Origin of the sequence: Desulfomicrobium macestii, from assembly GCF_014873765.1 — a bacterium.
In the GTDB taxonomy this organism is placed as follows: domain Bacteria; phylum Desulfobacterota; class Desulfovibrionia; order Desulfovibrionales; family Desulfomicrobiaceae; genus Desulfomicrobium; species Desulfomicrobium macestii.
The window spans coordinates 95,474-121,999 of sequence record NZ_JADBGG010000007.1 but is presented as its reverse complement, the minus strand read 5'-3'; the positions used below and the strand labels follow the sequence as shown (position 1 = coordinate 121,999).

Sequence of the window (26,526 nt, the reverse complement as noted above, 5' to 3'; positions counted from 1 at the left end):
GCAGTAGACGATTTGTATCTGCATTGAGTCGCTCCCGTGCGTCATGGTGGTCATTTCTGAAAGAACTCCGTTTGCTTGAGCTCGCCGCCTTCGAAGGTCAGGACGTAATATCCGCCGCTGGCCTCATAGGTCAGCTGAGTGATGTAGAGGAGGCGTTCTCCGCCGCAGTTTGTCCTCGTGACCTCACCGATGCGGTCTTCCCACCGGGGATCGCCGCATTTTTGGCGGACCTTGGTGATGATGGTGCCGGGGGTCATGAGATCGCCCTGGCAGCGAAGATCCGCGGCCTGGGCCGGGGTTGTCAAAAATAAAAGCAGGGTGAGCAGAAAAAAGTGCTTTCTCATTGAGTTGTCTCCGATTAATTGATGACCAAGGTATTCTAGACCGCAACTGAATCACGAGTAAAGAGGGCATTATGAACTACCGAGTCGAGAAGGACTCTCTTGGAGAACGCAAAGTGCCGGAACACGCCTATTATGGCGTGCAGACCGTGCGGGCCATGGAGAACTTTCAGGTCACGGGGATTCCCATTTCCCATTACCCGCTGCATATCGAGGCCCTGGCGTGCATCAAGCAGGCGGCGGCCCTGGCCAATCTGGAGCTTGGGCTGCTCGATGCGGACATTGCCGACGCCATCCTTGGCGCCTGCCGGGAGGTGCGCGAGGGGAAGCTGAACGATCAGTTCGTGGTTGACGTCATTCAAGGCGGGGCCGGGACTTCGGTCAACATGAACATGAACGAGGTTGTCGCCAATCGGGCGCTGGAACTGATGGGCCACGCCAAGGGCGAATACGGCTTCTGTCATCCCAACAACCACGTCAATCTGTCCCAGTCCACCAACGACGTGTACCCCACGTCGCTTCGAATCACGGCCATCTGGAAGATCAGGGAACTGGTGAGCGCCATGGGGGATCTGGTCGATGCCCTGGCGTGCAAGGGCGAAGAATTTGCCGATGTGCTCAAGATGGGCCGGACCCAGTTGCAGGATGCCGTGCCCATGACGCTCGGACAGGAGTTCGCGGCCTGGGCGGTGACCGTGGGCGAGGACATCGATCGCGTTCAGGACTGTCGCAAGCTTCTCATGGAGATCAACATGGGGGCGACGGCCATCGGCACGGGCATCAACACCGTGCCGGCCTACGCCGCGTTTGTTTGCGAAAAGCTGGCGCACATCACCGGCCTGCCCTTGACCAAGTCGCCAAACCTGGTGGAGGCCACTTCGGACACGGGGGCCTTCGTGCAGCTCTCGGGCGTTTTCAAGCGGGTGGCGGTGAAGCTGTCAAAGATATGCAACGACCTGCGCCTGCTTTCCTCGGGCCCCTACGCCGGCCTTGGAGAGATCAACCTGCCGCCGAGGCAGCCAGGCTCCTCCATCATGCCCGGGAAGGTCAACCCGGTCATTCCGGAAATGGTCAACCAGGTCTGCTTTCAGGCCATCGGCAACGATCTGACCGTGACCATTGCCGCAGAGCACGGACAGCTCGAACTCAACGTCTTCGAGCCCATCATCGCCTTCAACCTTTTCCAGACCATGGACATGCTGCTGCGGGCCATGCGCATCCTTAAGGATCGCTGCATCGTCGGCATCACCGCCAACCGGGAGCGCTGCGCCCAGTTGGTGCGCATGTCCGCCGGGATCGTGACCGTGCTCGTGCCCTATCTTGGCTACGACGAGGCCTCGGCCATCGCCAAGGAGTCGGTGGCGACCGGAAGAACGGTGTATGACCTGGTGCTGGAGAAGAAGCTCATGACTATCGAAGAGCTTGAAGACGCTCTCGATCCCATGAAGATGACGCATCCGCGCATGGTGCAGAGGAGCGCATGCCCCCGGCCAGAGGGAAAGCCGCGCCGATGATCCTTGCAAGGAAGGGGGTGCCGATTGGTCTGTCCGGCCAGGCTTGACGAAAGGATCGGGAGCGGCCAAAGCGAACTCATGTGGCGTTCGACGTTATCTGAACTTTTCCGCTATCTGCGGGTGGCTCCGTTTCCGCATCTGACAACGCTCAAGGTTTCGGCCCTAGCGGCCTTGTCGGGTTGCGAGGCATGGCTTTTTCTTGAGCAGCCGGAGTTTTCCTGGGCGGCATGGGTCTGGATTGGGCTGACCGGCCTTTTTGCCTGGGGCGTGGTTCTGTGCCAGGCGGATGCTTTTTCTCGTTACCGGGAGTTCAAGAGGCTCCGTCGGTTGCTGCGGCGCTATGGATTCAGGCCCGGACTTTTTCGGCTGGTGGCGGCTTCCCGCTGCCAGCGCGACGCCGCGCTGCTGGCTGCCCGGGAGACTGGCTGCCGCGCTCAGGCGAGGCATGTTTTCCGGGAGCTCGGGTATCGCTGGTACCACATCCTGCCTGACGCCATCGTGGCCAATCCCTTCATTTTCTTTCATCCCAGATTTTTGCGATCCACCTTCGTGCCGGGGAAGCGGACCAAGGGTCTGCCCTGCGGATGACGCCGTCGAAGCGGAGTCTTGCGGCCTTGCCGACGTAATCTCGTGGTGCAATAAAAGGGAGCCTCCAAGGGCTCCCTTTTATTTCGGGCGGCTTACCAGTTTTCGGCAAGTTCCTCGAAATGGGCCTGGGGATGGGCGCAGGCCGGACAGAGTTCGGCGGCCTTTTCAGCGGCGTGCACATAACCGCAATTGCGGCAGCGCCACGTGATCTTGTTTTCCCGCTTGAAAACCCGCCCTTCCTCGATGTTTTTGGCCAGCGCCAGATAGCGCCGCTCGTGTTCCTTTTCGGCCACGGCGATGGACAACATGATGGCTGCGATTTCCGGAAAACCTTCCTCTTTGGCGGTCTTGGCGAACTCGGGGTACATGTGTTCCCATTCGTGGTTTTCGCCACCGGCGGCTTCGCGCAGATTTTCCAGGGTGGTGCCGATACGACCTGCCGGGAAGGAGGCGGTGATCTCAACCTCTCCTCCTTCAAGCAGATTGAACAGTCTCTTGGCGTGGGCCATTTCCTGGTCCGCCGTTTCGGCAAAAATATCGGAAATCTGGACAAATCCCTCTTTGCGGGCCTGTTTGGCAAAATAGTTGTAACGATTGCGGGCCTGGGATTCGCCGGCAAAAGCGGTCAGGATATTTTTTTCGGTCTGTGTTCCTTTCAAAGATTTTGACATAAATCCTCCATGGTTGAAATGTGGCCTGCGTTTATCAGGGTAAAATTATTCTGTCAAGTTAATGAGAATCATTCTCGATAACTGATAACCTGCCGATCTTTTGGCATCTTTGGATATCCTAGTCCGGCTAACCGTTGGGCTTGACGCCCGTGCGATCGTGTTTATTTAGTTGCCATCGTAATGATTGGAGGTATGCCGTATGGTTATCGATTTCAGTACATACTATGATTTACCGCGCAACGTGGACAGTTTTTTCGAAGAGTTGTGGAGGCCGAGTACATTGAGCCAGAGACGCATCTCCTACCCGCCTGTCAACATCAGCGAGGGAGAAGATGAAATTGTCGTCACGTCGGAAATTCCTGGAATGGATACGGAAGACATCGAGCTGACCTTGAATGAAAAGAGCCTGGTCATCCGGGGCACAAAAAAGAACGAGGTCGGCAATTATTACAGACAGGAGCGTCCGACCGGGAGTTTCCAGCGGATCATCAGCCTGAATGTTCCCGTGCGCGCGGAGGCGATCAAGGCATCCATGAAGGATGGGGTGCTGCGGGTGGTCCTGCCCAAGGCCAAGGAAAGCCATCCGCTGACCATCGCCATTGATGCCCAGTAAGTGTTGCAAGGAGGAGAAGAGCCCATGACTAACGATATGGAAAAAAAGACGGCTCCGGCCCTGCCCCGGTTCCGCCCCAACACAGACGTGCTGGAGCGTGAAGACGGCTTCCACATTTTTGTGGACATGCCCGGAGTGGGCAAGGAAGGCTTGTCCATCGACCTGAGAGACAACGAACTGGAGATTCGCGGCAAGGCGGTCTATCCGCGAGAGGAAAAAGCCAAGGCCCTGCACGTGGAATTTGGGGATGGGGAATATGTTCGCACCTTCACCATCTCCGATGGCGTGGACCGGGAAGGAATCCGTGCCAGCCTGAAGAAGGGTCTGCTTGAGGTCTACTTGCCCAAGGCGGCCCGCTTCAAGCCGCGCCGCATAGAGATTCAGGCCGGATAAGATCGCCTGGGTCAGAACGCCTGGTGTTTTGGGCGTTTTTAAGAGTGCATGAATCATAAAAAAGCGCGTCCAGACAGTTCCTGTCAGGGCGCGCTTTTTTGTGGCCAAATTTCTTCAATCCCTGGTAGGCAGTTCGCAGCCTGCGTCTTTGGTGGAACCGGGTCCGACCAGGGGCCGGAAGCATCTTTTCGTGCCCCCGCATATGGGGCAGCGCCAATCTTCCGGCAGGTCTTCAAACTTCACCCCTGCCGGGATCTTTCCCTTCCTGTCTCCCTTGTCCGGATTGTACATGTAGCCGCAATTGACTGTCTGGCACTGGTAAATCTCTTCGGGGGCCGCCATTGTCCGCTCCTGGTTTGAATGTTGATCGGTATTATACATTATGGACTTCGGGTGGGAGGTCAATCGCGGAATCAGGATGCACGGCTTGCGAGCCACGGGGGCATCCAATCGGCGTAGGGGCGGCCCTGCGTGGCCGCCCTCCCCGTGACGTCCTGCACCCTGCGGCCCGAAGAGGGCAGGCACACAGGCCTGCCCCTACGGGATGCGGAGATTGTCGGAATCGGGTGCCCAGAGGGGCTGGGCGGCGCTCCATCCGAGCCGGTCGAAAAGATCGAGGAGCTCTTGAGCCGGGGGGCAGGTCAGGGTCAGGGGACTGTTGTCTTCGGGGTGGCGAAAGGTGAGTTCCACGCTGGCCAGCAAGAGGCGGTGCACTCCGAAATGCTCGCGGAAGAAGCGGTTCTGGCGGCCGTCGCCGCGCAGCACGTCGCCGATGAGCGGGTGGCGGATGTGGGCGAAGTGACGGCGGATCTGGTGGGTGCGGCCGGTTTTGGGGCTGACCCGGACCAGACTGTAGCGGGCCGTTGGGTTGGGGCCGACCGGATGCGGGATTTCCGCCGTGGCCAGGCGCGTGAATTCGGTCCGGGCCTCTTGCAGGTTGCCGGAATCGGATTTGAGCGGGTCGTCGATGAGGCCTTGAAGAGGCGTGAAGCCCCTCGTTACGGCAAGATAGGTCTTGCCCACTTCCTGCCCCGCAAACTGGAGGGCCAGGATGTGGGCGGTTTGTGACGAGAAGGCCATGATCATGAGGCCCGAGGTGGGGCGATCCAGGCGATGCACCGGATACAGGCGCTGTCCGAGCTGGTCGCGCAGCATCTGGAGCAGGAAGGGTTCGCGTCCGGCATGGGCGTTGCGGTGCACCAGCAATCCGGCCGGTTTGTGCACGGCGACGAAGTGTTCGTCCCGGTACAGTATCGGAATTTCCGCGATTTCAGGTTCAGGCATTGTTTTCGGTCAGCTCACCGCGCAGATTCCTCGGTATGCGCTCCCGGATTTCCTCCGGCGTGAGGCCCAGGCTGAAGAGATAGATCATCTTGGTCAGGGCCGCTTCGGCCGTCATGTCCGCGCCCGAGACCACTCCCGCGCGGGCAAGAGCCGATCCGGCCTGGTAGCCGCTCTGGTCCACCGTGCCTCGCAGGCATTGGGTACAGTTGACGATGACCACGCCGCGCGCGCATGCCTCGGCCAGAACGTCCATCAATTCTGCGTCGTTGGAGGGGCCGTTGCCGAGCCCGTAGGTTTCAAGCACGAGCCCCTGCAACGGCGAGCGCAGCACATTGGCCACAAGCTCGGCCGAGATGCCCGGGAAAAGTCTGAGCGCTCCGACCTTGGCGTCGGACAGCGGGTGCACGGTCAGGCCGTTCACGGGGCGCTTTGGGAGAAGCAGTTCGGGATGGGGGCGGATGGTCACGCCGATATGTCCCAGGTCCGGGTAATTTGGGGAATCAAAGGCCTGGAATCCGGCGGCGTCGACCTTGGTCGTGCGGCAGCCGCGCAGGAGACGGTTGCCGAAGCACAGGCAGACCTCGGGCACCGGCGTCAGGGCGATGACCATGAGCGCCGTGACCAGATTGTCCCGGCCGTCGCTCCTGACCCTGCACAGGGGGATCTGGGATCCGGTCAGGACCACGGGCTTGGCCAGGCCCTCAAGCATGAACGGCAGGGCAGAAGCCGTGTAGGCCATGGTGTCCGTGCCGTGAATGACGATGAATCCGTCGAATTCGTGGTATTTGTCGGCTATGTCGCGGGCGATGGCCAGCCAGTGCCTGGGACCCATGTTGGAGGAATCGAGCAGTGGCGCATATTCGCAAATGACGTAGTCGGGCATTTCCGGGCTTGAAAAATCCGGCATGGATGCCATGACGCGGCCCAGGTATCCCGCCTCCGGCGCGTATCCCTGCGGCGTCGGCTTCATGCCGATGGTCCCGCCCGTGTAGAGGATGCAGACCTTTTTTTTCACGAGGCGCTCCAGGCCGTGAGCTTCCAATGGATAAACTCCATGATCTCCTCGTGCTCGTTTTTACCCGCGCCCCGGATGATCATGGGGTCGCCAAAACAGAAGCGGGCCGGAATCTCCGGCCGGATGGCCCCATAATCCTTGCTCAGCGTGCCAAGGCCCCAGGCATCGGTCTTGAGGGCCAGGGGCACGACCGGAACTCCCGCCTTCTTGGCCAGCTTGATGCCGATGGAGTTGAAGGCCTTGCGGTCAAGATTCAGGGTGCGCGTCGTCTGGGGAAAGACGATGACGGAAATGCCCCGCGCGAGGCGCTCCTGTCCCTGCTCCATGACGGTCTTGAAGTCGTCCCGGGGGTTGACGCGGTCGACGGCGATGGGTTCGACGGCGTTAACTATCCGCTGGAAGATTGGATAGGTCGTCAGGCTGCGTTTGATCACAAAGGCGATGGGTCGATGGGTGGCCAGGATGGCCGGCATGCAGAAGGTTTCCAGGGTTGACATGTGGTTGGCCACGACCACGCAGGGCCCGGGCAGGTTCGTGACGGCGGAGGCGTTTTCGATGTGAAAGCGCAGACCGCTGGCTTCGGCCCTGCGCATGACGGTCAGGCTGTCCATGGCCCATTTCTCCATGGAATAGCCGCCTCCCCTGGTTCGCCACGCAGCCTCGCAGACTATGGACAATATTCGCGCATAAAAGGCGGCGCTGGGAAAAAGCCGTGAAAACGGGCCGATCTGAATTTCAGGGGTATGGTACGGATCGCTGAGAGATTTGATGTTCATGCAAAAGCTACCGGGATGGGGTTTGAGGGGCCGCGGCACTCCTGCCCCTTCGTGTTTCGTGCCCGCGCACGTTAGCTCAAGAGGTCCCGGGCTTCCAGATGTTTTTCAATGGTTCTCCTCCGGCCCGGGCATCATAGCGCCTGTGTCAGCTTGGGCAGGATGGCGCGCAGCTGCGCCGTCTCTTCCGGGGTCAGGGCCGATTGCAGATCCCGGGTCAGGTGCAGGTGATGGGCGTGGTGCTCGCGATAAAGTTCCTGCCCGGCCTCGGTCAGGGTCACGAGGATGGAGCGGCGGTCCGTCTCGTGCGGGATGCGCGCCACCAGGCCCAGTTTTTCCAGGCGGTCCACCCCCACGGTCAGGGTTCCGGTGGTAACGCCCATCTTGGCCGCGAGCTCCTTCATGCGCAGGGGGGACTGTTGACCCAGGATTTCAAGGGTGTGCATCTGCGGCAAGGTGATGGCCGAGTCACGGACCACGGCCTGTTCCCAGGAAGAGAGTTTTTCGTAGAATTCGATGATCAGATCGCTTAGTTGTTCAAGATCATGCATGATCGGCCTCCGGGCAGACCTGGTCCCGGCTTTCCGCCGGACACGGGCAGGAGTGCACTTCCACGGTGACATGCTCCAGATGCGCGACCTCGGCCAGAAGATCCTTGTAGAATTCGGGCGGACGGGGACTCGCGTCTTCCACGGTGACGTGGGCCGCCAGGCGGCGAGGTCCAACGTTCCAGGCATATAGGTCGCGGACCCGGATCTCTCCTCCCTGCTCGATGCGGCGCAGGATGTCGGCATGCAGATCCTTGTCCGCGCGACGATCGAGGAGGATCCAGCCGGTTTCAAGCATGAGGCCGATGGCCCAGCGCCCGATGACCAGCGCTCCGACGATGCCCATGGCCGGATCAAGCCAGTTCAGGCCGTAATACTTTCCGCCCAGCAGGGCGAAGATGGCCAGGATCGAGGTCAGGGCGTCGGCCAGGACATGCATGTAGGCGGCCTTCAGGTTGTGGTCGTGACTGTGTACATGGTCTTCGTCGCGAAGCCACCATGCGCTGACCAGATTGATGGCCAGACCCAGCACCGCCACCAGCGTTGCCGGTCCAAAGGAGATGGGCACGGGTGAGAAGAGCCGGCTCAGGGATTCGCCCGCCATGTAGAGAGCCACGAGGATGAGGCCCACCGCCGAGGCGAATCCGGCCAGGGCATTGACCTTGCCCGCTCCAAAGACCAAGTCGGGGTTGTCGGCGTTCTTGCGCGCCCAGACATAGGCGAACCAGGCCACGGCCATGGCGCCCGCATGACTGGCCATGTGCCAGCCGTCGGCCAGGAGGGCCATTGATCCGAAAATCCAGCCGGAAAAGATTTCCACGGCCATGGTGATCACGGTCAGCCAGAAAACGAAACGGGTCCCGCGTTCGCCGTGATCAGGATTGTGGTGATGGTCATGGCCGCAGGAACATGAATGGTTGTGCATGGGGATGCTCGCTATTGTTTGTTTGTCGAGTTGTTTGATGTGCAAGCAAATATGTCGATATTGTTTGATTGTCAAACTTGAATTTCGGGTTTTTCTGAACCGGTAGCACAGGGATGTTTCATGCTTGATACGCACGCCAGACGCCTTTTTCAGCCTCTTTTTGACACAATGGCGTACGCTCTGGGCCGCAGGGGAATCGGGCCGGCGGCGGTGACCCTGTCGGCCGCGCTTCTGGGTGGGCTGGCTGCGGGAGCCCTGGCCTTGGGCTGGCCAGTCCTGTTCTTGGCCCTGCTGTGGCTTTCAGGGCTGCTGGACGCGGTGGACGGAACCCTGGCCCGTCAGGGCGGATTGACAAGCAGGGCCGGGGCCATGCTGGACATTGTCTGCGATCGGGCCGTGGAGGCGCTGGTCATCGTGGCTTTCGGGCTGCGTTTTCCCGAGGCAAGGCTTGAGCTTTTGGTGCTATGCGCGGCCATCATCCTGTCCCTGACGGTTTTCCTGACGGCGGCAGCGGCCCTGCCCACGTCCGTGGGCAAGAGTTTTCACTATCAGGCCGGGTTGGCCGAACGTAGCGAGGGGTTCCTGTTTTTTTCCCTTATGGCCGTGTGGCCGTCGGGAGTCCCGGAGGTGGCGCTGGTCTTTGCATTGGTGGTACTGTTCACGGCTGGTCAACGTTTGCGGTCGGCGCTGGGATTTTTCAGGGATTGACAATTGTCCCGGGCTTTGAAAGTCCCGGAAACAAACAATTTTGGAGGCAACAGTGCAGGACAAAGACGGAATCTTCTACTACCCGTATCCCGAGAACAAGCGCATCCGCATGTTCGTGCGGGAGCAGGACGGCAATATCGAGTTCAGGCTCAGCAATGTCGATCATCCGGAAATATGGGAGCGGCACGGCTGGCTGGATCTGGACATCATCCGGCGCGGTGCCAAGATGTTCGAAGAGCGTGGCTCCAAGGCCGATCCGACGAAAATCTACGACGTGGAAACCGCGCGTTATCTGCTCAAGGAAGCCAGGAAAAAATAACGCGGGCCGGGGGCTGCATGACCATTGAAGGTTTGGTGCAGGTGGCGGGGATCGGTAGCCTGGCCGAAGGGCGCATGCTGTTGGATTGCGGCGCGGACCTGCTCGGTTTTCCCCTGCGCCTGCCGGTGCATGCGACGGACACCTCGGAGGACGAAGCGCGCGCCATCATCGCGGAGCTTGGGCCGTCGTTCTGCGTGCTCATCACCTATGAGCAGGACCCGGATCGACTGGTGGAGTTCTGCCGTTTTTTGAACGTGAACACGGTACAGCTTCATGCCGACGTTTCCGCGGACACCCTGGCCCGGATCAGGAGCCGTCTGCCCCTGCGCATCTTCAAGAGCTATGTCGTGGGTCGGGAATCCTTGGGGCCCGCGCGCTTCGCGCAGGTTTACTCGCCGGTTTGCGAAGCCTTCATCACCGATACGTTCGACCCCTCGACGGGAGCCAGCGGAGCGACGGGCCTTGTCCACGACTGGGGCGTCAGTGCGGATCTGGTCCGGCACAGTCCTCGTCCGGTCATTCTGGCCGGAGGCCTGAACCCGGCCAATGTGCGCCAGGCCATAAGGACGGTGCGTCCGGCCGCGGTCGATGTGCACACGGGCGTTGAAGCTCCGGACGGCACCAAGGACCCGGTGCTGGTCCGGGCTTTCGTGCGCGAAGCCCGCGCCGGATTTGCCGAGGCTGCCGGGTCCTGATCGTATTTTGTCGGGTATTGCAAATTCAAGCCCTGGTTCGGCGCGAGTTCCGCCGGCCCAGGGCTTGTTTGCGTGGGAATTCAGGGCAGGGGGTCGGTGGTGTAGGCCACGTTTGCCGCTTCGGAGGAATAAAGGGGCAATTCCTTGCCCTGGCGGACATCCTCCACGAAGTCCGGGTTGAGCAGGATGGACTTGCCGGACAGGACAATGTCCGCCTCGGTGAGTGCCTGCTGCGCTGTCCTGCGGTCATGAATCTTGCCGCAGATCATGAGCGGCTTGGTGGTCCGGGAGCGTGTCAGGCCGGACATGGTTTGCTCCGTGTCAAAAGCGCGGGCCTTGAAGTCGTAGGTCGAGAGGGACAGGGCGTCGATGGGTTCGGAATCGATGAGGTCGATGAGCTCTTCCCACTCACGGGCACCCTTGCACAAGGATACGTCCATGTCGGCAATGCCCCAGTTGGAGACGCGAAATGTGAGCAGCGTGTCTTTGGGCAGGACTTCGCGCACTGCACGGATGATCATCCGGGCCAGGCGGAAGCGGTTGGCCAGGGTGCCTCCGTATTCGTCAGTGCGGTGGTTCGAATAGCTGGAGAGGAACTGGCTGATCAGGTAGCCGTGGGCACCATGGATCTCCACTCCGTCAAACCCGGCGGCCACGGCTCCCTTGGCTGTCTCCACGAATCCGTTGACGACATGCGCGATGTCAAAATGACTCATGGCGTCGGGCACGGGGTAGGGCTGGCCAGTGAGTGGATTGAGCTGCCTGGGCGTGACGGGGCTGGGCGCGATGGAACGGCCGGCAGGGTTGATCTCCGGCCAGGCCATTCGTCCGCAGTGGAACATCTGCATGATGGACACGGCCCCGTGCGCACGAATCGCCTCGGTGACGGGTTTCCAGGCTTCGATCTGGGGCTGGGTCAGGATTCTGGCTTGGCCGGGATAGCCCTGGGCGCTCTCGTAGTCCGTGACGATGGCCTCGGTGAAGATCAGTCCCGCGCCGTTTTGGGCACGGCGCACCAGAAAATCCAGTACATCCTGACGAGGAATGGCTTCCCGGCCTGCGGACATGCGGGTCATGGGTGCCACGCCAAGTCGGTTCTTCAATGTGTACGTGCCGAGTGCGAAGGGTGCGAAGATCTCTGGTGTCATGTGGAGCTCCCGTTTGTTAAAGGCTCTGGCGACAGGGTCTTGCCACCTGGTGATTCGGCCTGACAGGGCCGGCCCTTACTTCAGGTCGAACAGAATGCCGCCTGTTCCGTCTGGAACCGGTACGGGCGGTTCCGGTGCATGGTAGATCTTGCGGATTTTCTCGCCGAGCACGCGCAGGTCCTCCAGGGATCGCTTCGAATCGCTCACCTTGCCCAGCAGGCGTGCAAGGAGCTGCTCCTTGCGCGGGCCATCCTCGATGGATTTCAGGGCTTCGATGTAATCCGACATCAGTCCGTACTGCATGGCCTGGGCCTGCACGATGTTGTTCAGCCGGTCCGAGAGGCCGCCCATGGTCCGGCGGTAGGTTTCCAGTTCCGTGCGTTCGATGACCGCGCGCATGTCGTGCAGGATGATCTGGTAGCTTTCCAGCAGGCCCGAGTTGCGGTTTTTTCTGCAGCCCCCCGTGACCACGACTTCCACGGTTTCCCCGGTCAGGGTTTTTAGCCTGGTCGGGTGGTCGGTGATGCTGCCGTCCTGGATGATCGTGGACATGATGGCCTTTCGTTCGTCTTCGTCCGTGAAGTGGTCGATGACGTTGCCCTTCAGCGCGTGCTCGCGGCTTTCGTACCCAAAAAGCGAGATGGCGGCCTGATTTATGTCCACGAAGCTTCCGTCCGGCATGGCCACGAAGATCGGGTCGGTGGAGTACTGGAAGATGCGCCGGTATTTCTGTTCGTTGACGCGCAGTTTTTCCTCGTCGTTCTTGCGGTCCGTGATGTCCTTGATGAAATGGTAGATCTGCTGGATCCTGCCCAGGCCCTGCTCCTTGTAGATCACCTCTCCCTCGTCGCGAACCCAGCGGATGTCGCCGTTGGCGTGCACGATGCGATATTCGATGCGGTCGATCTCCTTTTCTATCAGGCCCGCATAGAAGGCTTGAACCTTCGCGGCGTCCTCGGGGAAAACCAGGTCTATGGGGTGAAAGATGTTCCCGACAAACTGGTCGGCAGGAAGTCCGTAGAGTCCTTCCGTGGCGCTGTTGGCCGACTCTATGCGCGAGTGCTCGCGGTCGAAGGCCATGATCACTTCGGGGATGGAATCGAGAATGCGCTTGAGTTTCTGGCTGGTCTTGGTCTTCTGGGTGATGTCGGTCAGGGAGCAGAGCATCGCCGGCCTGCCCTGGTAGCTGATCTTTCTGGCCTGCATTTCGACGAACGATTCCGCTCCGTTTGCATCCAGCAGGGTGAACTCGATCGGCTTTTGGGAGCAGCTCGGCTCGTCCGGAATGCGGCTCAGGTATTTCTCGACCCGGTCGTGATGCTTGGGGATGACGAAGTCGCAAAAGGACCTGTCGAGCAGGGTCTCGCGCCCGGCGTTGCAGATCGCGGCAAAGCAGAGGTTGGCATGGGAAATCCTGCCGTCTCGGAGGATGACCGCTCCCTGACTCAGGGCGTCGAGCAGCTGGATATGTTCGGGGTTCATGAGGTGCATATGTTCATTCCTGGCCGAGGAAGTTTCCGGCCGATTACTTCGAGGTGATGTCGATCATGTCCAGCCTGGTCAGACTGGCCCGGGCGCGCGTGCCGGGAGCGTTCAGCAGATGCCAGGCCGTGTACTGCTCTGCATAGAGGGTTCCTGCCGACATCCCGTCCACGGGTACTATGACGTTCAAGCCGCGCATGGCGGCTCCGGTGGCGGTGTGCAGGACCGCTCCTTCGGCGGTGGTGCCGGTGATGATGACGTTGCTGACGCCCAGCTTTTTCAGGATCGCCTCCAGCTCGGTGTTGAAGAACTTGTCCACCGATGACTGGACAATGGGCTCTCCGGGCAGGGGCCTGGCCTCGGGAAGAATGGTTTCAGGCGTGCCTTTGCTGGTCAGACTGTGTACCACAGGCATTCCCGCCGCCCTGACCCTGGCCAGGAAGGCCCCGATGCGGGGCGCGGACTCCACGCAGCGCGGCCGCGCCTGCGTGTTGCAGGTTCGTTCTTCGATATCGAGTACAAGAAAAGCCGTATTCGCCGGGCTGACCGTCGCAGCCTTGAGTTCAACGGGCGTGGGAGGCGTTACCGTGTTCCATTCTTCGACAATGGTTCCCGCCAGGGCGGGCGTTATGCATAGGAAGACAAGCGCTGTCAAAACGAAAACCAGTCTTGATTCTTTCATGGATGCCTCCTCGCGGGCTGTCATGGATTGCTGATCGGGATGCACATGTTGTCCGGAGCCTTTGCCCCTGCCTTTCGAATATTATACACGGCCCGCCCTTCGGCAATGACTACATCAAGATTATTGGCGGAGAAAATCTGCACGGTGGCGTTGCCGACCCTGTTGCCCAGCAGCTTGACCTCGCCGATGGCGATGAGATCCGCCGGGTCGGCCGGGCGCAGGTAGTCCACGCGCATGTCGATGGTCGAAACCCGGTCGCGCACCGAGCAGGCCGCCCACACCGCCGAGCCGCCGCAGGTGTCCACGAGCATGGAGATGAGACCGCCGTGCAGCGCCGGGCGCCTTGGGTCGCCGATGAATTCCGGGCGGTAGGGCATGCGCAGCCGGGCATAGCCGGGCCGGATTTCCTCCACCAGAAGGCCCAGAAAGCGGTCGTAGGGAATTTCCTGCTCGATGACGTGCCGAATATCCATGAAGCACCTCGGATTTGATGTGACGTGATGCATTTTCATGTGCAAGACCGGGGGGCCCGTCAAGGGGCGGTTCCGAGAAGGGGTGGATCCAAGAAGGGGGGCTGGGTAGGCTTGTGTTCGGCATCAGGCCAAGGTAAAGCCGCCGTTCATCCTCGGGGCATTCCCCGGATCTTAACGCTTAACTCCTTAAGGACATTGATGTGTCGTCCTTTGAAATAAAGGGAAAAGTCGCGCCTTGCACACTTTTCAGGCCCTTGACGGTCGATTTGGCCGATCTGGGCGCTGATGTTGAAGAACGTCTGGGGCAGACTCCCGAATTTTTCCGCAACATGGCAGTCATAGTGGACCTTTCCGCTTTGGGCGAGATGCGCAACGGGCTTGACCTGAACGGCCTGGTGAGGTTGCTGCGGGATCAGGGCATGATGCCCGTGGGCATCCAGGGCGGGAACGAGTATCATGAGCGGCTGGCACCCAATCTTCATCTGGGCGTTTTTCCGGAGAGCAAGCCTGCTCCGGGACGGGCGGCCAATGGCGGGGCGAGTGCTCCTTTTGGAGATGCGGCGGCCATGGTCGTGGACAAGCCCGTGCGTTCCGGCCAGCAGATCTATGCCAAGGGCCGCGATCTTGTGGTGCTGGCTCCCGTGGGACAGGGCTCCGAGGTCATCGCCGACGGCAATATCCATATCTACGCGCCGCTGCGCGGCCGGGCCCTGGCCGGGGTCATGGGTTTCGAAGGGGCGCGGATCTTTTGCAAGGAACTGCGGGCGGAACTGATCTCTGTCGCCGGGCTGTACCGGGTCAGCGAGGATTTGCCCGAAAACCTGCATGGCGCTTCGGCTCAGATCCGTCTGAGCGGGCGTCAGCTTTTGATTGAATCTCTTTGACAGGACCAGGAGGGACTGTGGGTAAAATTATTGTTGTTACTTCGGGCAAGGGCGGGGTCGGCAAGACCACTTCCAGCGCTTCCCTGGCCACGGGCCTGGCCCGTCGAGGCATGCAGGTCGCGGTGCTTGATTTCGACGTAGGCCTGCGCAACCTTGATCTGATCATGGGCTGCGAGCGCCGGGTGGTCTATGATTTCGTCAACGTCATCCAGGGTGATGCAACCTTGCATCAGGCCATGATCCGCGACAAGCGGGTCGAAAATCTTTTCATACTTCCCGCGTCCCAGACCAAGGACAAGGACGCCCTGCGCATGGACGGTGTGGAGAAGGTGCTGGACGAGCTTTCGGCCCGTTTCGACTTCGTCATCTGCGATTCGCCGGCGGGCATAGAGCACGGGGCGCTCATGGCCATGCATTTCGCCGACGAGGCCGTGGTCGTGACCAATCCGGAGGTGTCCTCGGTGCGCGATTCCGACCGGGTGCTGGGCCTTTTGCAGAGCAAGACCAGAAAGGCCAAGAATGGCGGGAATATACGGGAACATCTGCTTCTTACACGCTACGATCCCGAGCGGGTCGAGCGGGGCGAGATGCTCAGCGTGGCCGACGTGGAGGAGATCCTTGCCATCCCGCTGCTGGGGGTGATCCCGGAATCCAAGTCCGTGCTGGCCGCCTCCAATTCCGGCGAGCCGGTCATTCTCGACGACGGAAGCGACGCGGGACAGGCCTACGAGGACGCGGTGTCCCGATTGATGGGCGAGGATCTGCCGCATCGTTTCCTGACTTCGCGCAAGAAGGGTTTTTTCGCCCGGATTTTTGGAGGCTGACATGGGTATCTTCAGTTATTTCCGCACCAAGAAAAACACGGCTGAGGTGGCCAAGAACCGGCTGCAGATCATCGTGGCCCACGAGCGGGCCCAAAACGGCGGGTACGAATTTCTGCCCCGTCTGCGTCAGGAGCTCATGCAGGTGGTGCAGAAATATGTGCATGTGGAACTTGATGACATCCGGGTGGACGTGAACAGGGACGGCGATTGCGAGGTCCTGGAATTCAACGTGACCCTCCCTGACAACAAGCGCTGATTTGAAAAATTGCCAAGCGCCGGGGCCGCGTTACGCCGCCCCGGCTTTTTTTCAGGGAAAGTGATTCCCGACCAGACATTCCGCATGGCGTTGACAGCTCTGGGAAGGGTCTTTCAAGCACTTCTCATCACATTGAGGCTCTTGCCCCTGCCGTTCTTTGCGATCCAAAAAAATCACTTTTAATATTTTTTCTGACACGTAACGCAGTGCGTCGACGTCCGTCCGGCGATCTTTGCGGCCTGCAAGGGCTTTTTGCAGGCCGGGCAGGGCTCGCCCTTCTTGCCGTAGACCGCGAAGCTGTCCTGGAAGATGCCGCTTTTGCCGTAGGCGTTGCGGTAGTCGCTGATGGTGCTGCCTCCGGCCGCGATGGCCTCAAGCAGGATGCGGCGCAGTTCACTGCAAAGGACGATACGCCGTTCCGGAGGGATGTTTGAGGCGAGGCTGGCCGGATGGATGCGGGCCGCAAAAAGGGATTCGTCGGCATAGATGTTGCCGATTCCGGCCAGGATGGTCTGATTGAGAAGCAGGCCCTTGACGCAGGCCCGACGCGTGCCGATGCGTTCCGCCAGTTCCTCGGCGGAACGCTCCAGCGGTTCGGGGCCGAGGGAGCGGTAAAAGCTCCAGGCTTCAAGGTCTTGCGGCTTATATATTCCGAAAAATCCGAAACGCCGCGTATCCTCGAAGATCAGGCGGTCCCGGCCTTCAAGGTCGCAGACCAGATGTGTGTGTCTGGGCAGTTCCTGGCCCGGGCTTGCGATCCAGACCCGTCCGGTCATTTTGAGGTGAAAGGCCAGACACTCGCCCTGGTCCAGATGGACGAGGAGAAGCTTGGCCCGGCGCGAGACATGGGTGATGGTCCTGCCCGGCAGGGAGTCCGGGTGTCCTGCCCGCAACACGCTCGGCGTGAGCAGATGCGCTTCGAGGATGCGACGCCCCTGGACCAGGGTGTGCAGGCCACGGGCGATGGTTTCGACTTCGGGCAGTTCGGGCATCAGTCTTGAGGGGCGGCCAAGGGGATGGTCAGGCTTATGGTCTGCCCGGCACGCTTGACGGTGAGTTTAAGCGGCTTGTTCTGACGGGAAGCGGCCATGGCCGCGAAGTGCAGATCCATGGCTTCGGTCAGGGGACGACCTGCGGCCTCGACCAGTACATCTCCGGCCATGAGTCCTGCCGATTCGGCCTTTGAGCCGGGTTCCACGCTCTCGACGCGCATGGCCTTTTCCTCGAAAAGGATATTCATGCCGAGGCGGCTTTTGTGCTGGGCCGCGCAATAGAAATAGACCTGCTCCGCAGGCATGGGGCGCTGCGATATGTCGGCCTGGGCCTTGAAATCCTCTGCATCGCGCACGGGCATGACGGAGAGACAGGCGACTTCGGGTTCAAGGGTGCGCAGCCGGTATTCGATGCCCCAGCCGTGCTCCACATGTCCGCTCCCGGCCAGGATCAGCATGGGCCGGTTCAGCCTTTCCCGGGAGAGCAGGGCTTGCTCGGCCATCATGGAATCCCACAGGGCCTGCACGAGGTAGAATTTTTCGGCCATGGCGTTCATGGAAGGGACCTTGCCGGGCATGGCTTTGGACGCCTTGGCATCCTTGGCCGGCGTGTCCGTGGCATCGGAGCCGGGCGCGGTGGCCGTACGCATGCTCTGATGCAGTCCGACCTGCATCTCCAGGGCTGCCTTCTGGGCCGGACTGGCCGGGATGATCCGGCGTGGCAGGGCGTTTCTGTCGGCCTCGCTCAAGGCCTCGTTGCCTTTGTCGCGGAAGGTGACCAGCGTTTGTCGCGGGATGTTCAGGCCGATTACGGGAAGGTCGAATTCTTCGGCCAATTCAAAAATGGGTTTGTAGAGAGCGTAGGGGTAGCCCCAGATCTTTTCCCAGTTCACCGCTTCGCCCAGATCGGCGGCAGCGATGCGCCGTGCGTTGAATTCGTCCAGAACGGTTTGCGTCGTGACCGGCAGCATCTCAAGGCCGATGGAGAAGCGATGTCCGCTTTGTGCCAGGGCTTCGATGAGGCGTGCCTGGACGGTGTGGTCGCAAGGGTTGGTGTGGCTTTCGCCCATGAGAATGAAGTCGGCGGGCCGGGCCCGTTTCACGACGTCTGCGTCGCTCAGGGGCTCGGCCTTGGCCGAGAGAAAGGATCCCGGCGACGGGGAGACCCATGGGGGAGTCACCGCCGCCGGTTTTGCGCATCCGGCAAGCATGGCCAGCAGGAGGGGCAGGATCAGGCTTCTCATCAATCCCAATTGCGCTTGTCCTCGATGAACCGGATCTGCGGAGGCAGGGTGCCGGGGGTGAGGATCTTCAGCGCCGGCCGGATCTTGATCTTCTCGCGGAACATGTGCAGCAGCTCCTCTTCCCGCTTGAAGCCCGAGGTCTCGATCAAGAGTGTCATTTCGTCGATGCCGCCTGGGTTGGTGACTTCGATCTGCCATCTCTTGATTTCCTCGAAGCTGGAGATGACCTGCTCGACCTGGTGCGGGTACACGAACATGCCCTTGATGCGGGCGGTGGTGTCCACGCGGCCGACAATGGTTCCAAGGCGCGGGGACGTGCGGCCGCAGGGGCAGGACGCGCGGTCGATGTAGGACAGGTCGCCGGTGGCCAGGCGGATCAGCGGGTAGGTCTTGTTGAAGGCCGTGACCACGATCTCGCCCACTTCGCCGTCCTTGAGCGGGAAGCCCGTGTCGGGGTGGCAGATCTCCACGTAGGCGCGGTTGGCGATGTGCAGGCCGTTCTTGTGGAAGCATTCGTAGCCGATGCAGCCCACGTCGGCGGTGCCGTAGCCCTGGCGCATGATCAGGTCGAATTTCTTTTCAAGGGTGGAGCGCAGCTTCTCGGAGAATTTTTCGCCGGTGACGAAGGCCACTTCCAGGTACAGGTCCTTGCGCAGGTTGAGGCCCTTCTCCTCGCCCTTCTGGGCCAGGTGCATGAGGTAGCTGGGCGTGCCCACGTAGCCGGTGACGCGCAGCTTCTTCATGATGTCGAGCTGGCTGCCGGTGTTGCCGGGGCCCGTGGGCACCACGGCGCAGCTCAACTGGCGCAGGGGCTCCTCGAACATCAGACCGGCCGGGGTCATGTGGTAGTTGAAGGTGTTCTGGACCAGGTCGCCGGAACGGAAGCCCGCGGCGTAGAAGCTTTCGGTCCAGCCCCAGTAGTCGTCCCCTCTGTCCTCGGGGTCGAAGATCGGGCCGGGGGACAGGAAGACGCGGCGCAATTCGCCCAGGTCCTTGGTCAGAAGGCCGCCCAGGCGCGGGCCCATGGACTGCAGGAAGATGAGTTCCTTTTTCTTGAGGATCGGGACATGTTTGAGGTCGATGAGATCGCGGAATTTTTCCACGGAAAACTGGGCGCGGTCAAAGCGCTTCTTTACGTCTTCGGAATATCTATACGCATAAGAGAGCAGCTCTTTGAGCTGGATCTGGTAGTATTTCTGGCGTTCCGTGGCATCCAGAACTTCGCGTCGGCTGAAAATGCCTTCAGTGCGATCCTTGCGGGTCATCAGCACTCCTCCTTGCGGTGGCAGGGTCCGGCCGTGGGGTCGGGGTTAAAAGGTGGGGAAAAAGGTCTTATACAGGAATAAAAAAAGGATTTGCAAGTGGGTACTTGCAAATCCTTGAAATTGAAGATGAATTAAAGACTGATCAATCTTCGGTCAAAGGCTCCTGCGGCATGTCTTCCTGCGGGAGGGCTTGTGGCTCCTCGGTTTCAGGCGTGTCAAGCTGGGCAAAGGTGCGGGCGAAAACCAGGAAGCCGGTATGGGCAACCATGCGGTCCTCGGGGCGCAGACGCTCGGGCACCGGCTTGTAGTGGCGCAGGAATATCTCCACCACCTCGATCTGCCTGAAGGGGCCGTCCTGCAGTGACTTCAGCAGATCCTGGACCTGATTGGTGGTCGGCAGCAGGAAACCGACAGGCGCGCCGGGCACAACCGCGTTCGGAATATGATGGATATAATCGCAAGGTTCGCGCACATCCAGAAAGAGGGCGTCGGCGGCGTGAGGCTGGAAACCTTCGGCGATGTCGTGATGAAACTGCTCCACGCGGTGGGAGAGGCCGATGCGCTCCAGATTCTGGCGGCAGAGCGTGTAGAATTCTTCACGGCGTTCGTAGGTGTAGACCTTGCCCGTGTCGCCGACCAGCCAGGCCAGAGCCGTGGTCAGACCGCCGGAGCCGCAGCCGGCCTCGACGATGCGGCAACCGGGCCCGATGCCCAGCTTCATGACAATGTAGCCGATTTCCTTGGGATAAATGATCTGGGTGCGGCGTTTCACCGACTTGACCAGATCGTAGAGGGTGGGGCGCATGACGGTGAAGGGATAGCCCTTGTGCGTCATGACCTGTTGTCCCCAGCCTGCGGCGCGGACTTCGTCAAGGTGCAGAAGTCCTTCATTTGTATGCATTACCTGCCCTTCCTGGGCAGTAACAAAATATCGCTTGTCGTTTGCGTTGAGCAGCATTACCAGCTGTCCCGGTTCGAGCATGTGGCCTCCTGTAAAGTGCGTAGGCGGGAGTAGCCACGGCATAATGGTATGTCAAGCAATCCCCCTGGCTCTGAAGATGGTTTTTCTTGCTATAGCTCCGTTGGCCGGTTAAAGAACATACTTGATACTCGGCGTGCTGTGCGTCCGGCAGAGTCCGGTCATTGTCCTGTTTTCTGCGCCACACGCTTCGTTTTCACAAATTTTTTCCGGTTTCTTGATACGCAAATTTTTATTTTTCCCCGGCTTTGCCGGAAACTTTTTTCATTTGAGGATATCTATGGGCGAGAAGCAGAAACGCAAGATGTTCATCAGCGTGCTGCCTGGTGAACAGGTGGAAGTAGCCATCATGGAAGATGGCGTGGTGTGCGAATATTATGTTGAAATGCTCCATCAGAGCAAGACCAAGGGCAACATCTACAAGGGCAAGATTCACAACGTCGATCAGGCCCTGCAGGCCGCCTTCATCAACTACGGGGCGGACAAGAACGGATTTCTTCAGGTCGACGAGGTCCATCCCGAATACTACCAGGGCGACGTGCCCAGCCGGGGCAAGTATCCGCCCCTGCAGAAGGTCCTGAAGCCAGGCCAGGAAGTGTTGGTGCAGGTGGTCAAGGAACCTACCGGTTCCAAGGGCGCCTTCCTGACGACCTATCTGTCCATCCCCGGACGCTATTTTGTGCTCACCCCCGGGCGCGAACAGCTCGGTATTTCCCGCAAGATCGAAGACGAAAAGGAGCGCGACCGCCTCAAGGAAGTCGTCGAGGAGCTCAAGCTCGACGAGGGCCTGGGCGTCATCGTGCGTACGGTCAGCGAATCCCAGAGCAAGAGCAGCCTGTCCCGTGATCTGCAGTTCCTGAAGCGCCTGTGGAAGGACATCCGCAAGAAGGGCATCTCCTCCGAGTCTCCGGCCCTTATCTATGAGGAAAAGGATCTGGCCTTTCGGGCCATCCGCGACTACCTCACTCCCGACATCGCCGAATGCTGGGTCGATGACGACGAGACCGCCAAGCAGATCACGGATTTCGCAGCCCTTATTTTTCCCCGCCGCAAGACCTTCATAAAGGTTCACTCCGAGACCGAACGGACCCTTTACGAGCGTTTTCGCATCGAGGCGCAGCTGCAGAAGATTTTCAGCCGCAGCGTCAACCTGCCCAGCGGCGGACAGCTGGTCATCGACCACACCGAGGCCCTGACCGCCATCGATATCAACTCCGGAAAGATCGGAGGAGAGAAGAATTTCAAGGAGATGGCCCTGCGGACCAATATCGAGGCCGCGCAGGAAATCCCCAACCAGCTCATGCTGCGCGACATAGGCGGCCAGATCGTGGTCGACTTCATCGAAATGAAGGACGGCAAGCACATCCGCGAGGTGGAGAAGGTGCTGCGCCAGGCTCTCAAGGTCGATCGTGCACGCACGGACATAGGCCGCATCTCCAAATTCGGCCTGCTTGAGATCGTTCGCCAGCGTCTTGGCACCTCGGCCCTTTCCGGAAGCCTGGAGCCCTGCCCGCACTGCTCCGGGGCAGGCACCCGCCGCAATCTGGAATGGCGCTCCATGCAGGCCCTCAAGGACATCTACCGCGAACTGCGCAAGGACAAGAGCTCCGAGACGTTCACCTACAAGACCGACGCGGATCTCATGCAGTACCTTGTCAACCGCAAGCGGGAAAAGCTCATGGAATTCGAGCAGACATTCGGTCGCAAGATCTTCGTCATGCCCACGGAAACGCCCAACTGCGCATTTTGCTAGGTTCTTCCATGAAGATTTTGGTTCACATCTGCTGTGGGCCGTGCGCCATCACACCCGTCCGGGCCTTGCTTGAGGCCGGGATGGGTGTGACAGGCCTATATTACAATCCCAACATTCATCCCCTGCAGGAATACCTGCGTCGCCGGGAAGGCGTGGTCCAGATGGCCGAACGCCTGGATATCCCGGTCATCTTCAAGGATGACGAGTACGACCCCAAGGCCTATTTTCGGGCGGTGACCTATCGTGAGCCGAACCGCTGTCTGCCGTGTTATTCCCTGCGGCTGGAGCGGACCCTGTCCATCGCCCGGCGCGGTGGCTTCGACGCCTTCACCTCCACGCTCCTTTACAGTAAATTCCAGAAGCACGAACAGATTCGGACTTTGGGCCACGATCTGGCCGAGGGTTCGGGAGTGGCGTTTCACTATCAGGATTTTCGTTCAGGCTGGTCGGAGGGCATTGCCCAGTCGAAGGATTGGGGGATGTACCGGCAGCAGTACTGCGGCTGCCTTTACAGCGAATTCGAGCGCTACTCCTCGGAGCTTGGCAGGCGCGTCTAGACCATGCTGCTTTACGTTCACGTGCCTTTTTGCGTGCGCAAATGCGGTTACTGCGCCTTCCATTCCGGCCCGTTTTCCCGGGAGGCGGCGAAATTATATGTAGGGCAGGTTCTGCAGGAGATGGAGGGCTGGGGGCGGAGTCTGGGCCGGGTTCGACTTGAGTCGGTCTATTTCGGGGGCGGGACGCCATCGCTTCTGGAGCCCGGGCAGATCGAGGCCCTGCTGCGTGCGGCCGATACCTGTTTTGAACTGAGTTCAGGGGCTGAAATCACGCTGGAGGCCAACCCGGATTCAGCGCTTCGGCCCGGATTTCTGGACAGCGTGCGGAGCCTTGGAGTGAACAGGCTCAGTCTCGGGGTGCAGAGCCTGCAGGACGATCTGCTGGCGATGCTCGGACGCCCACACGACAGCGCGCAGGCGCGTCGTGCCGTGCACGCCGCCAGGGCTGCCGGTTTCTCGAACCTGAGCCTTGACCTGATCTGGGGCCTGCCCGGTCAGACTCTGGATCGCTGGATGAACGATCTGGCTGCGGTCGTGGAGTTGGCACCCGAGCATCTCTCCTGTTATGGGCTGAGTCTGGAGGACGGCACGGCTCTGACGCGCAAGGTCGAGGATGGGGCGCTGGTCCTGCCGGACGAAGAGACTGGAGCCCGGATGTATCTTGACGGATCGGAATTTCTGGAATCGAGCGGATACGCTCACTACGAAATTTCAAGCCATGCCCGTCCGGGCCGTGAGAGCCGCCACAACCAAGGCTATTGGGCCGGGCGTGACTATCTGGGGCTTGGCCCTGCGGCGGTTTCCACCATTGGGGGCCGCAGATGGTCGAACCCTTCGGCGTTTGAAGAGTATGCAGAGGTTGTGGCCAAGGGCGAGGCGCGAGACGAGGTGGAGGTTTTGTCGGCGCTGACCCGCCGGCTGGAAATGGTCATGCTGACCCTGCGCACGGGCGCCGGGCTTGACCTGGATAAATTTAAGGCAACGACCGGAACGGAATTTCCGTGGCGCCACCCGGCTGTCGAGCAATTGCGCTCCAGCGGGTTGGTTCGCCTCCGGACCGGTCATCTTCAACTGACACGTAAGGGCATGCTGGTCAGTAATTCCGTCATCGAAATGGTGCTAGGAGTTTTGGATCGCATGCACGCAGACACTGTGTAGGACACGTATGACAGACAACAATGATTTTGGTGACGCCCAAAATGAGGGCTCCCAAGCCGAGAATTTCGAAGGCAAGGCATTTTCCATGGCCGACCTGCCGCAGACACTGCAGGCTGCCGCGACCCGTTTGAACTGGGCCGAGCTCATGCCGGTGCAGGTGCAAACCATTCCGCACATGCTTGGCGGACAGGACGTCATGGTCCAGTCCCAGACCGGCAGCGGGAAGACAGGGGCCTTCTTGCTGCCCATTCTGGACCGCATCGACACCGGTCTTGGCGCGCCGCAGGCCCTGGTCCTGGTTCCCACCCGCGAATTGGCCGTGCAGGTCACTCGCGATGCCGAGGAACTGGGCCGGGAAGCGGGCATCAAGCCGCTCTCCATTTACGGCGGCGTGGGCTACAAGGGCCAGATCCAGGGACTGGAAGACGGGGCGCAGCTCATCATAGGCACGCCCGGCCGCATCCTGGATCATCTGCTCAAAGGGAACCTCAATCTGGACCGGTTGAAAATCCTGGTCTTCGACGAGGCCGACCGCATGCTGTCCATGGGTTTTTATCCGGACATGAAACAGCTTCAGCGCTACCTGCCGCGCGGGCTGCAGTCGACCATGTTCTCGGCGACCTATCCCGGGCACGTGAAACGTCTGGCCCAGCAGTTCCTGAAGGATCCGATTTTTGTGTCCCTGAGCCAGTCCCAGGTTCACGTCAGCGACGTCCTGCATGTGGTTTACAAGGTTCCGGCCATGCAGAAGAGCCGCATCCTCGTCAAGATCATCGAGCAGGAGAACCCGGCCTCGGCCATCATCTTCTGCAACACCAAGGCGGACGTGCATTTTGTCTCCACAGTGCTGCGGCGGTTCGGATACGACGTGGGCGAGATCAGCGCCGACCTGACCCAGGCCGCGCGGGAAGAGGTGCTTGAGAAACTGCGCCTGAACAAGCTCAAGTTCCTGGTGGCCACGGATGTTGCCGCACGAGGTATCGACATCCACGAGCTGTCCCATGTCTTTCAGTATCAGCCGCCCCAGGATCACGAGGCCTATGTGCACCGCACCGGTCGCACCGGACGGGCCGGCGCCGCCGGGGTCGCGATATCTTTTGTGTCGGGTATGGAAGAGATTGAGCTTGAGCAGATCGCCAAGAAATTCTCCATCCCGATGATCGAGCAGCCCCTGCCCGCCGACGAGGAGCTTGAAGCGCTCATCTCTCAGCGGGCCGTGTTCCTGCTTGAAGCCCGTCTGCGCAAGGCCGACAATATCCAAAAGGAGCGGATGCAGCGGTTCATGCGCACCGTGGGCGAGCTTGCCGCCAACGAGGAATCCCGCGCACTGTTAGCCATGCTGGTGGATGAATTCTATCAGGGTACATTTCATGCCCCGCTGGAGCAGCCCTCGGAAAAACTGGTCGACATGGTACGTCCCGCCAGGCCCCAATCCCGCCCAGCCCAGCCTGCCGCGCCCAGAGCGCCTAGGCAGCCCGCTCCCCAGCCGCAGTTGCGGGACGAGGCTGTCCAGGCCGAGCAGCCCGGAGATGAAGCCGTTCTGCCGGCCGAGGGCGTTCGGCCAGAAGGCGAGAAGCGCCGACGCAAGCGGTCCCGCAAGAAACCGGCCGGTGCCGCTGATGCCGCCCTGCGCGATCAGGCCCGTCCTGAGAAGTCATCGGAAGCGCCGGGAGTTCGGCAGACTTCATCCGAGCCGGTGGCGGCCTCTGAACCCGTGACGGCCTCCGAGCCGGTGGTGCCCTCCGCGCCTGTCGCGGCTCCTGCGGTTGCTCCCGAGCTGACCGCTGAGCCTGCGTCCTCTGCGCCGGAAGCCCGCCCGGAAAAGAGTCAGGCCCCCCGGACTCCCCGGCCGCCGAAGCCCGCTATGCAGCCTGCGCCCGCTCGGGTGGAACCCAAGGACGAGGCTCCGGCGGAGGACTCCCCGGCGCCTGTCGCGGCCACCGAAAATGTGGCTGGAGACGAGCAGCCGGCGGCCGCACCCAAGAAGCGTCGTCGCCGCCGTCCGCGCAAGCCCGCCGCTGCAAAGCCCGAGGGTGGCAATGATGTCGCGGCTGATGCGGGCTCATCCTCCGGGACTCCCGCCGCTGCGCCAAGCGTTGCGCCGGCTCCGGTAGCTCCCGCGCAGACTCCTCGCCCACCACGAGCGGAACCAAGGCCGAGACCTGCGGATGCTCCGGCCGAAGAAGGCGCCTCGCGGACCAGGGAGGTCCCACGCCCAAGTCGCAAGAAACCGGCCGAGGCCAAGACCGAGCCGCCCAGGCCCAAGAAAAAGATATTCCTGGAATAAACGTCAGCCCCGGCCAAGCTCCGGGGCTTTCTTTTGGGGGCCTGCGCGGCTGGTGCGACCGGTCGTGCGGTCATCCTTGTTGGCAGTTGCGCGAGGCTCGGGGTTGGGTGTCGACGAGGAGTTTAAATTCGCGTAATTGGCTTATGGTGTTGTCC

30 protein-coding genes are annotated in these 26,526 nt (G+C 60.6%); 14 read left to right on the top strand and 16 right to left on the bottom strand.

Going from position 1 to position 26,526, the window contains the following annotated elements; genetic code table 11:
• Window positions 1-50 precede the first annotated feature (50 nt).
• A complete protein-coding gene (locus H4684_RS06645; protein ID WP_192623233.1) occupies window positions 51-344 on the bottom strand; it encodes a DUF2845 domain-containing protein in 294 nt (97 codons plus the stop codon).
• A 71-nt stretch (window positions 345-415) separates the two neighbouring features.
• Between H4684_RS06645 and aspA the strand changes: the two genes are divergently transcribed.
• Entirely contained in the window at window positions 416-1,855 is a 1,440-nt protein-coding gene (gene aspA, locus H4684_RS06640) for an aspartate ammonia-lyase (protein ID WP_192623232.1), read from the top strand.
• Window positions 1,856-1,933: 78 nt separating this feature from the next.
• The gene (locus H4684_RS06635; RefSeq protein ID WP_192623231.1) at window positions 1,934-2,443 is read left to right on the top strand and encodes a hypothetical protein; all 510 of its coding nucleotides are present in this window, start codon (window positions 1,934-1,936) and stop codon (window positions 2,441-2,443) included.
• A 92-nt stretch (window positions 2,444-2,535) separates the two neighbouring features.
• Here H4684_RS06635 and rbr read toward each other — a convergent pair whose 3' ends face one another.
• Entirely contained in the window at window positions 2,536-3,114 is a 579-nt protein-coding gene (gene rbr, locus H4684_RS06630) for a rubrerythrin (protein ID WP_192623230.1), read from the bottom strand.
• A gap of 199 nt (window positions 3,115-3,313) precedes the next feature.
• Here rbr and H4684_RS06625 point away from each other — a divergent pair, with 199 nt between their 5' ends.
• A complete protein-coding gene (locus tag H4684_RS06625) occupies window positions 3,314-3,727 on the top strand; it encodes an Hsp20/alpha crystallin family protein (protein WP_092193213.1) in 414 nt (137 codons plus the stop codon).
• A 24-nt stretch (window positions 3,728-3,751) separates the two neighbouring features.
• Window positions 3,752-4,120, top strand: coding sequence for an Hsp20/alpha crystallin family protein (locus tag H4684_RS06620; RefSeq protein WP_092193215.1), 369 nt, complete (start codon window positions 3,752-3,754; stop codon window positions 4,118-4,120).
• Between the two features lie 114 nt (window positions 4,121-4,234).
• On the opposite strand, the gene H4684_RS06615 is transcribed toward H4684_RS06620, so the two are convergent.
• The 6 genes from H4684_RS06615 to H4684_RS06590 form a co-directional block, all read right to left on the bottom strand.
• On the bottom strand, window positions 4,235-4,462 hold the full coding sequence (locus tag H4684_RS06615; RefSeq protein ID WP_092193217.1) for a rubredoxin: 228 nt from the start codon (window positions 4,460-4,462) through the stop codon (window positions 4,235-4,237).
• A 195-nt stretch (window positions 4,463-4,657) separates the two neighbouring features.
• On the bottom strand, window positions 4,658-5,404 hold the full coding sequence (locus H4684_RS06610; RefSeq protein ID WP_192623229.1) for a pseudouridine synthase: 747 nt from the start codon (window positions 5,402-5,404) through the stop codon (window positions 4,658-4,660).
• Window positions 5,397-6,419, bottom strand: coding sequence for an asparaginase (ansA, locus tag H4684_RS06605; protein ID WP_244150369.1), 1,023 nt, complete (start codon window positions 6,417-6,419; stop codon window positions 5,397-5,399). The genes H4684_RS06610 and ansA overlap by 8 nt, the downstream gene beginning before the upstream one ends.
• Window positions 6,416-7,195 (bottom strand): lysophospholipid acyltransferase family protein, encoded by a 780-nt coding sequence (locus H4684_RS06600; RefSeq protein WP_092193223.1) that lies wholly within the window; start codon window positions 7,193-7,195, stop codon window positions 6,416-6,418. Before H4684_RS06600 ends, ansA begins: the two co-directional genes overlap by 4 nt.
• Before the next feature lie 131 nt (window positions 7,196-7,326).
• On the bottom strand, window positions 7,327-7,743 hold the full coding sequence (locus tag H4684_RS06595) for a MarR family winged helix-turn-helix transcriptional regulator (protein ID WP_092193225.1): 417 nt from the start codon (window positions 7,741-7,743) through the stop codon (window positions 7,327-7,329).
• Window positions 7,736-8,665, bottom strand: coding sequence for a cation diffusion facilitator family transporter (locus H4684_RS06590; RefSeq protein WP_192623228.1), 930 nt, complete (start codon window positions 8,663-8,665; stop codon window positions 7,736-7,738). The genes H4684_RS06595 and H4684_RS06590 overlap by 8 nt, the downstream gene beginning before the upstream one ends.
• 120 nt (window positions 8,666-8,785) lie before the next feature.
• On the opposite strand from H4684_RS06590, the gene H4684_RS06585 reads away from it, so the two are divergent.
• From H4684_RS06585 to H4684_RS06575, 3 genes are read left to right on the top strand one after another with little or no spacing between them, the layout of a single operon-like run.
• On the top strand, window positions 8,786-9,373 hold the full coding sequence (locus tag H4684_RS06585) for a CDP-alcohol phosphatidyltransferase family protein (protein WP_192623227.1): 588 nt from the start codon (window positions 8,786-8,788) through the stop codon (window positions 9,371-9,373).
• Between the two features lie 52 nt (window positions 9,374-9,425).
• Entirely contained in the window at window positions 9,426-9,692 is a 267-nt protein-coding gene (locus H4684_RS06580; protein ID WP_092193231.1) for a hypothetical protein, read from the top strand.
• Between the two features lie 17 nt (window positions 9,693-9,709).
• Window positions 9,710-10,387 (top strand): phosphoribosylanthranilate isomerase, encoded by a 678-nt coding sequence (locus tag H4684_RS06575; protein WP_092193233.1) that lies wholly within the window; start codon window positions 9,710-9,712, stop codon window positions 10,385-10,387.
• Between the two features lie 80 nt (window positions 10,388-10,467).
• Here H4684_RS06575 and H4684_RS06570 read toward each other — a convergent pair whose 3' ends face one another.
• The 4 genes from H4684_RS06570 to H4684_RS06555 form a co-directional block, all read right to left on the bottom strand.
• Window positions 10,468-11,535 carry an oxidoreductase gene (locus H4684_RS06570; protein ID WP_092193235.1) on the bottom strand — a complete coding sequence of 356 codons (1,068 nt, stop codon included), beginning with the start codon at window positions 11,533-11,535 and terminating at the stop codon, window positions 10,468-10,470.
• A gap of 75 nt (window positions 11,536-11,610) precedes the next feature.
• A complete protein-coding gene (locus tag H4684_RS06565; protein ID WP_092193237.1) occupies window positions 11,611-13,026 on the bottom strand; it encodes a PAS domain S-box protein in 1,416 nt (471 codons plus the stop codon).
• Between the two features lie 34 nt (window positions 13,027-13,060).
• A complete protein-coding gene (locus H4684_RS06560) occupies window positions 13,061-13,699 on the bottom strand; it encodes a cysteine hydrolase (protein WP_192623226.1) in 639 nt (212 codons plus the stop codon).
• Window positions 13,700-13,719: 20 nt separating this feature from the next.
• Window positions 13,720-14,172: a PaaI family thioesterase gene (locus tag H4684_RS06555; protein WP_092193241.1), complete on the bottom strand. Its 453-nt coding sequence runs from the start codon at window positions 14,170-14,172 to the stop codon at window positions 13,720-13,722.
• Window positions 14,173-14,372: 200 nt separating this feature from the next.
• Between H4684_RS06555 and minC the strand changes: the two genes are divergently transcribed.
• Genes minC through minE form a run of 3 tightly spaced genes read left to right on the top strand, consistent with a single transcriptional unit; the run spans window position 14,373 to window position 16,136 of the window.
• Window positions 14,373-15,056 (top strand): septum site-determining protein MinC, encoded by a 684-nt coding sequence (minC, locus tag H4684_RS06550; protein WP_161949164.1) that lies wholly within the window; start codon window positions 14,373-14,375, stop codon window positions 15,054-15,056.
• A gap of 17 nt (window positions 15,057-15,073) precedes the next feature.
• The gene (gene minD, locus H4684_RS06545; RefSeq protein ID WP_092193245.1) at window positions 15,074-15,880 is read left to right on the top strand and encodes a septum site-determining protein MinD; all 807 of its coding nucleotides are present in this window, start codon (window positions 15,074-15,076) and stop codon (window positions 15,878-15,880) included.
• Window position 15,881: 1 nt separating this feature from the next.
• On the top strand, window positions 15,882-16,136 hold the full coding sequence (minE, locus tag H4684_RS06540) for a cell division topological specificity factor MinE (RefSeq protein ID WP_092193247.1): 255 nt from the start codon (window positions 15,882-15,884) through the stop codon (window positions 16,134-16,136).
• A gap of 179 nt (window positions 16,137-16,315) precedes the next feature.
• On the opposite strand, the gene mutM is transcribed toward minE, so the two are convergent.
• From mutM to H4684_RS06520, 4 genes are all read right to left on the bottom strand, one after another.
• Complete coding sequence (gene mutM / locus H4684_RS06535) at window positions 16,316-17,128, bottom strand: bifunctional DNA-formamidopyrimidine glycosylase/DNA-(apurinic or apyrimidinic site) lyase (protein ID WP_192623225.1); 813 nt, start codon at window positions 17,126-17,128, stop codon at window positions 16,316-16,318.
• Window positions 17,128-18,372 (bottom strand): ChaN family lipoprotein, encoded by a 1,245-nt coding sequence (locus H4684_RS06530; protein WP_225940293.1) that lies wholly within the window; start codon window positions 18,370-18,372, stop codon window positions 17,128-17,130. Before H4684_RS06530 ends, mutM begins: the two co-directional genes overlap by 1 nt.
• Window positions 18,372-19,637 carry a phenylacetate--CoA ligase family protein gene (locus H4684_RS06525; RefSeq protein ID WP_192623223.1) on the bottom strand — a complete coding sequence of 422 codons (1,266 nt, stop codon included), beginning with the start codon at window positions 19,635-19,637 and terminating at the stop codon, window positions 18,372-18,374. The genes H4684_RS06530 and H4684_RS06525 overlap by 1 nt, the downstream gene beginning before the upstream one ends.
• A 142-nt stretch (window positions 19,638-19,779) precedes the next feature.
• Window positions 19,780-20,619: a tRNA (adenine-N1)-methyltransferase gene (locus H4684_RS06520; protein ID WP_092193255.1), complete on the bottom strand. Its 840-nt coding sequence runs from the start codon at window positions 20,617-20,619 to the stop codon at window positions 19,780-19,782.
• A 277-nt stretch (window positions 20,620-20,896) separates the two neighbouring features.
• Between H4684_RS06520 and H4684_RS06515 the strand changes: the two genes are divergently transcribed.
• The 4 genes from H4684_RS06515 to H4684_RS06500 are packed head-to-tail and all read left to right on the top strand — an operon-like array spanning window position 20,897 to window position 26,371.
• Window positions 20,897-22,369 (top strand): Rne/Rng family ribonuclease, encoded by a 1,473-nt coding sequence (locus H4684_RS06515; protein ID WP_177192962.1) that lies wholly within the window; start codon window positions 20,897-20,899, stop codon window positions 22,367-22,369.
• Window positions 22,370-22,377: 8 nt separating this feature from the next.
• Window positions 22,378-22,926: an epoxyqueuosine reductase QueH gene (locus H4684_RS06510; RefSeq protein ID WP_092372377.1), complete on the top strand. Its 549-nt coding sequence runs from the start codon at window positions 22,378-22,380 to the stop codon at window positions 22,924-22,926.
• A 3-nt stretch (window positions 22,927-22,929) separates the two neighbouring features.
• A complete protein-coding gene (gene hemW, locus H4684_RS06505) occupies window positions 22,930-24,084 on the top strand; it encodes a radical SAM family heme chaperone HemW (RefSeq protein ID WP_192623222.1) in 1,155 nt (384 codons plus the stop codon).
• Between the two features lie 7 nt (window positions 24,085-24,091).
• Window positions 24,092-26,371 carry a DEAD/DEAH box helicase gene (locus H4684_RS06500; RefSeq protein ID WP_192623221.1) on the top strand — a complete coding sequence of 760 codons (2,280 nt, stop codon included), beginning with the start codon at window positions 24,092-24,094 and terminating at the stop codon, window positions 26,369-26,371.
• Window positions 26,372-26,526: the final 155 nt, after the last annotated feature.

Excerpts from the sequence above, each read along its gene's own strand:
- mutM (WP_192623225.1), bottom strand. The coding sequence starts at position 17,128 with ATGCCCGAACTGCCCGAAGTCGAAACCATCGCCCGTGGCCTGCACACC.
- H4684_RS06620 (WP_092193215.1), top strand. The coding sequence starts at position 3,752 with ATGACTAACGATATGGAAAAAAAGACGGCTCCGGCCCTGCCCCGGTTC.
- H4684_RS06635 (WP_192623231.1), top strand. The coding sequence starts at position 1,934 with ATGTGGCGTTCGACGTTATCTGAACTTTTCCGCTATCTGCGGGTGGCT.
- H4684_RS06575 (WP_092193233.1), top strand. The coding sequence starts at position 9,710 with ATGACCATTGAAGGTTTGGTGCAGGTGGCGGGGATCGGTAGCCTGGCC.
- H4684_RS06625 (WP_092193213.1), top strand. The coding sequence starts at position 3,314 with ATGGTTATCGATTTCAGTACATACTATGATTTACCGCGCAACGTGGAC.
- H4684_RS06515 (WP_177192962.1), top strand. The coding sequence starts at position 20,897 with ATGGGCGAGAAGCAGAAACGCAAGATGTTCATCAGCGTGCTGCCTGGT.
- hemW (WP_192623222.1), top strand. The coding sequence starts at position 22,930 with ATGCTGCTTTACGTTCACGTGCCTTTTTGCGTGCGCAAATGCGGTTAC.
- minE (WP_092193247.1), top strand. The coding sequence starts at position 15,882 with ATGGGTATCTTCAGTTATTTCCGCACCAAGAAAAACACGGCTGAGGTG.
- H4684_RS06595 (WP_092193225.1), bottom strand. The coding sequence starts at position 7,743 with ATGCATGATCTTGAACAACTAAGCGATCTGATCATCGAATTCTACGAA.
- H4684_RS06585 (WP_192623227.1), top strand. The coding sequence starts at position 8,786 with ATGCTTGATACGCACGCCAGACGCCTTTTTCAGCCTCTTTTTGACACA.
- H4684_RS06555 (WP_092193241.1), bottom strand. The coding sequence starts at position 14,172 with ATGGATATTCGGCACGTCATCGAGCAGGAAATTCCCTACGACCGCTTT.
- rbr (WP_192623230.1), bottom strand. The coding sequence starts at position 3,114 with ATGTCAAAATCTTTGAAAGGAACACAGACCGAAAAAAATATCCTGACC.
- H4684_RS06500 (WP_192623221.1), top strand. The coding sequence starts at position 24,092 with ATGACAGACAACAATGATTTTGGTGACGCCCAAAATGAGGGCTCCCAA.
- H4684_RS06530 (WP_225940293.1), bottom strand. The coding sequence starts at position 18,372 with ATGAGAAGCCTGATCCTGCCCCTCCTGCTGGCCATGCTTGCCGGATGC.
- H4684_RS06560 (WP_192623226.1), bottom strand. The coding sequence starts at position 13,699 with ATGAAAGAATCAAGACTGGTTTTCGTTTTGACAGCGCTTGTCTTCCTA.
- H4684_RS06570 (WP_092193235.1), bottom strand. The coding sequence starts at position 11,535 with ATGACACCAGAGATCTTCGCACCCTTCGCACTCGGCACGTACACATTG.
- H4684_RS06610 (WP_192623229.1), bottom strand. The coding sequence starts at position 5,404 with ATGCCTGAACCTGAAATCGCGGAAATTCCGATACTGTACCGGGACGAA.
- H4684_RS06520 (WP_092193255.1), bottom strand. The coding sequence starts at position 20,619 with ATGCTCGAACCGGGACAGCTGGTAATGCTGCTCAACGCAAACGACAAG.
- H4684_RS06525 (WP_192623223.1), bottom strand. The coding sequence starts at position 19,637 with ATGACCCGCAAGGATCGCACTGAAGGCATTTTCAGCCGACGCGAAGTT.
- H4684_RS06590 (WP_192623228.1), bottom strand. The coding sequence starts at position 8,665 with ATGCACAACCATTCATGTTCCTGCGGCCATGACCATCACCACAATCCT.
- H4684_RS06510 (WP_092372377.1), top strand. The coding sequence starts at position 22,378 with ATGAAGATTTTGGTTCACATCTGCTGTGGGCCGTGCGCCATCACACCC.
- aspA (WP_192623232.1), top strand. The coding sequence starts at position 416 with ATGAACTACCGAGTCGAGAAGGACTCTCTTGGAGAACGCAAAGTGCCG.
- H4684_RS06615 (WP_092193217.1), bottom strand. The coding sequence starts at position 4,462 with ATGGCGGCCCCCGAAGAGATTTACCAGTGCCAGACAGTCAATTGCGGC.
- H4684_RS06600 (WP_092193223.1), bottom strand. The coding sequence starts at position 7,195 with ATGAACATCAAATCTCTCAGCGATCCGTACCATACCCCTGAAATTCAG.
- H4684_RS06645 (WP_192623233.1), bottom strand. The coding sequence starts at position 344 with ATGAGAAAGCACTTTTTTCTGCTCACCCTGCTTTTATTTTTGACAACC.
- H4684_RS06565 (WP_092193237.1), bottom strand. The coding sequence starts at position 13,026 with ATGCACCTCATGAACCCCGAACATATCCAGCTGCTCGACGCCCTGAGT.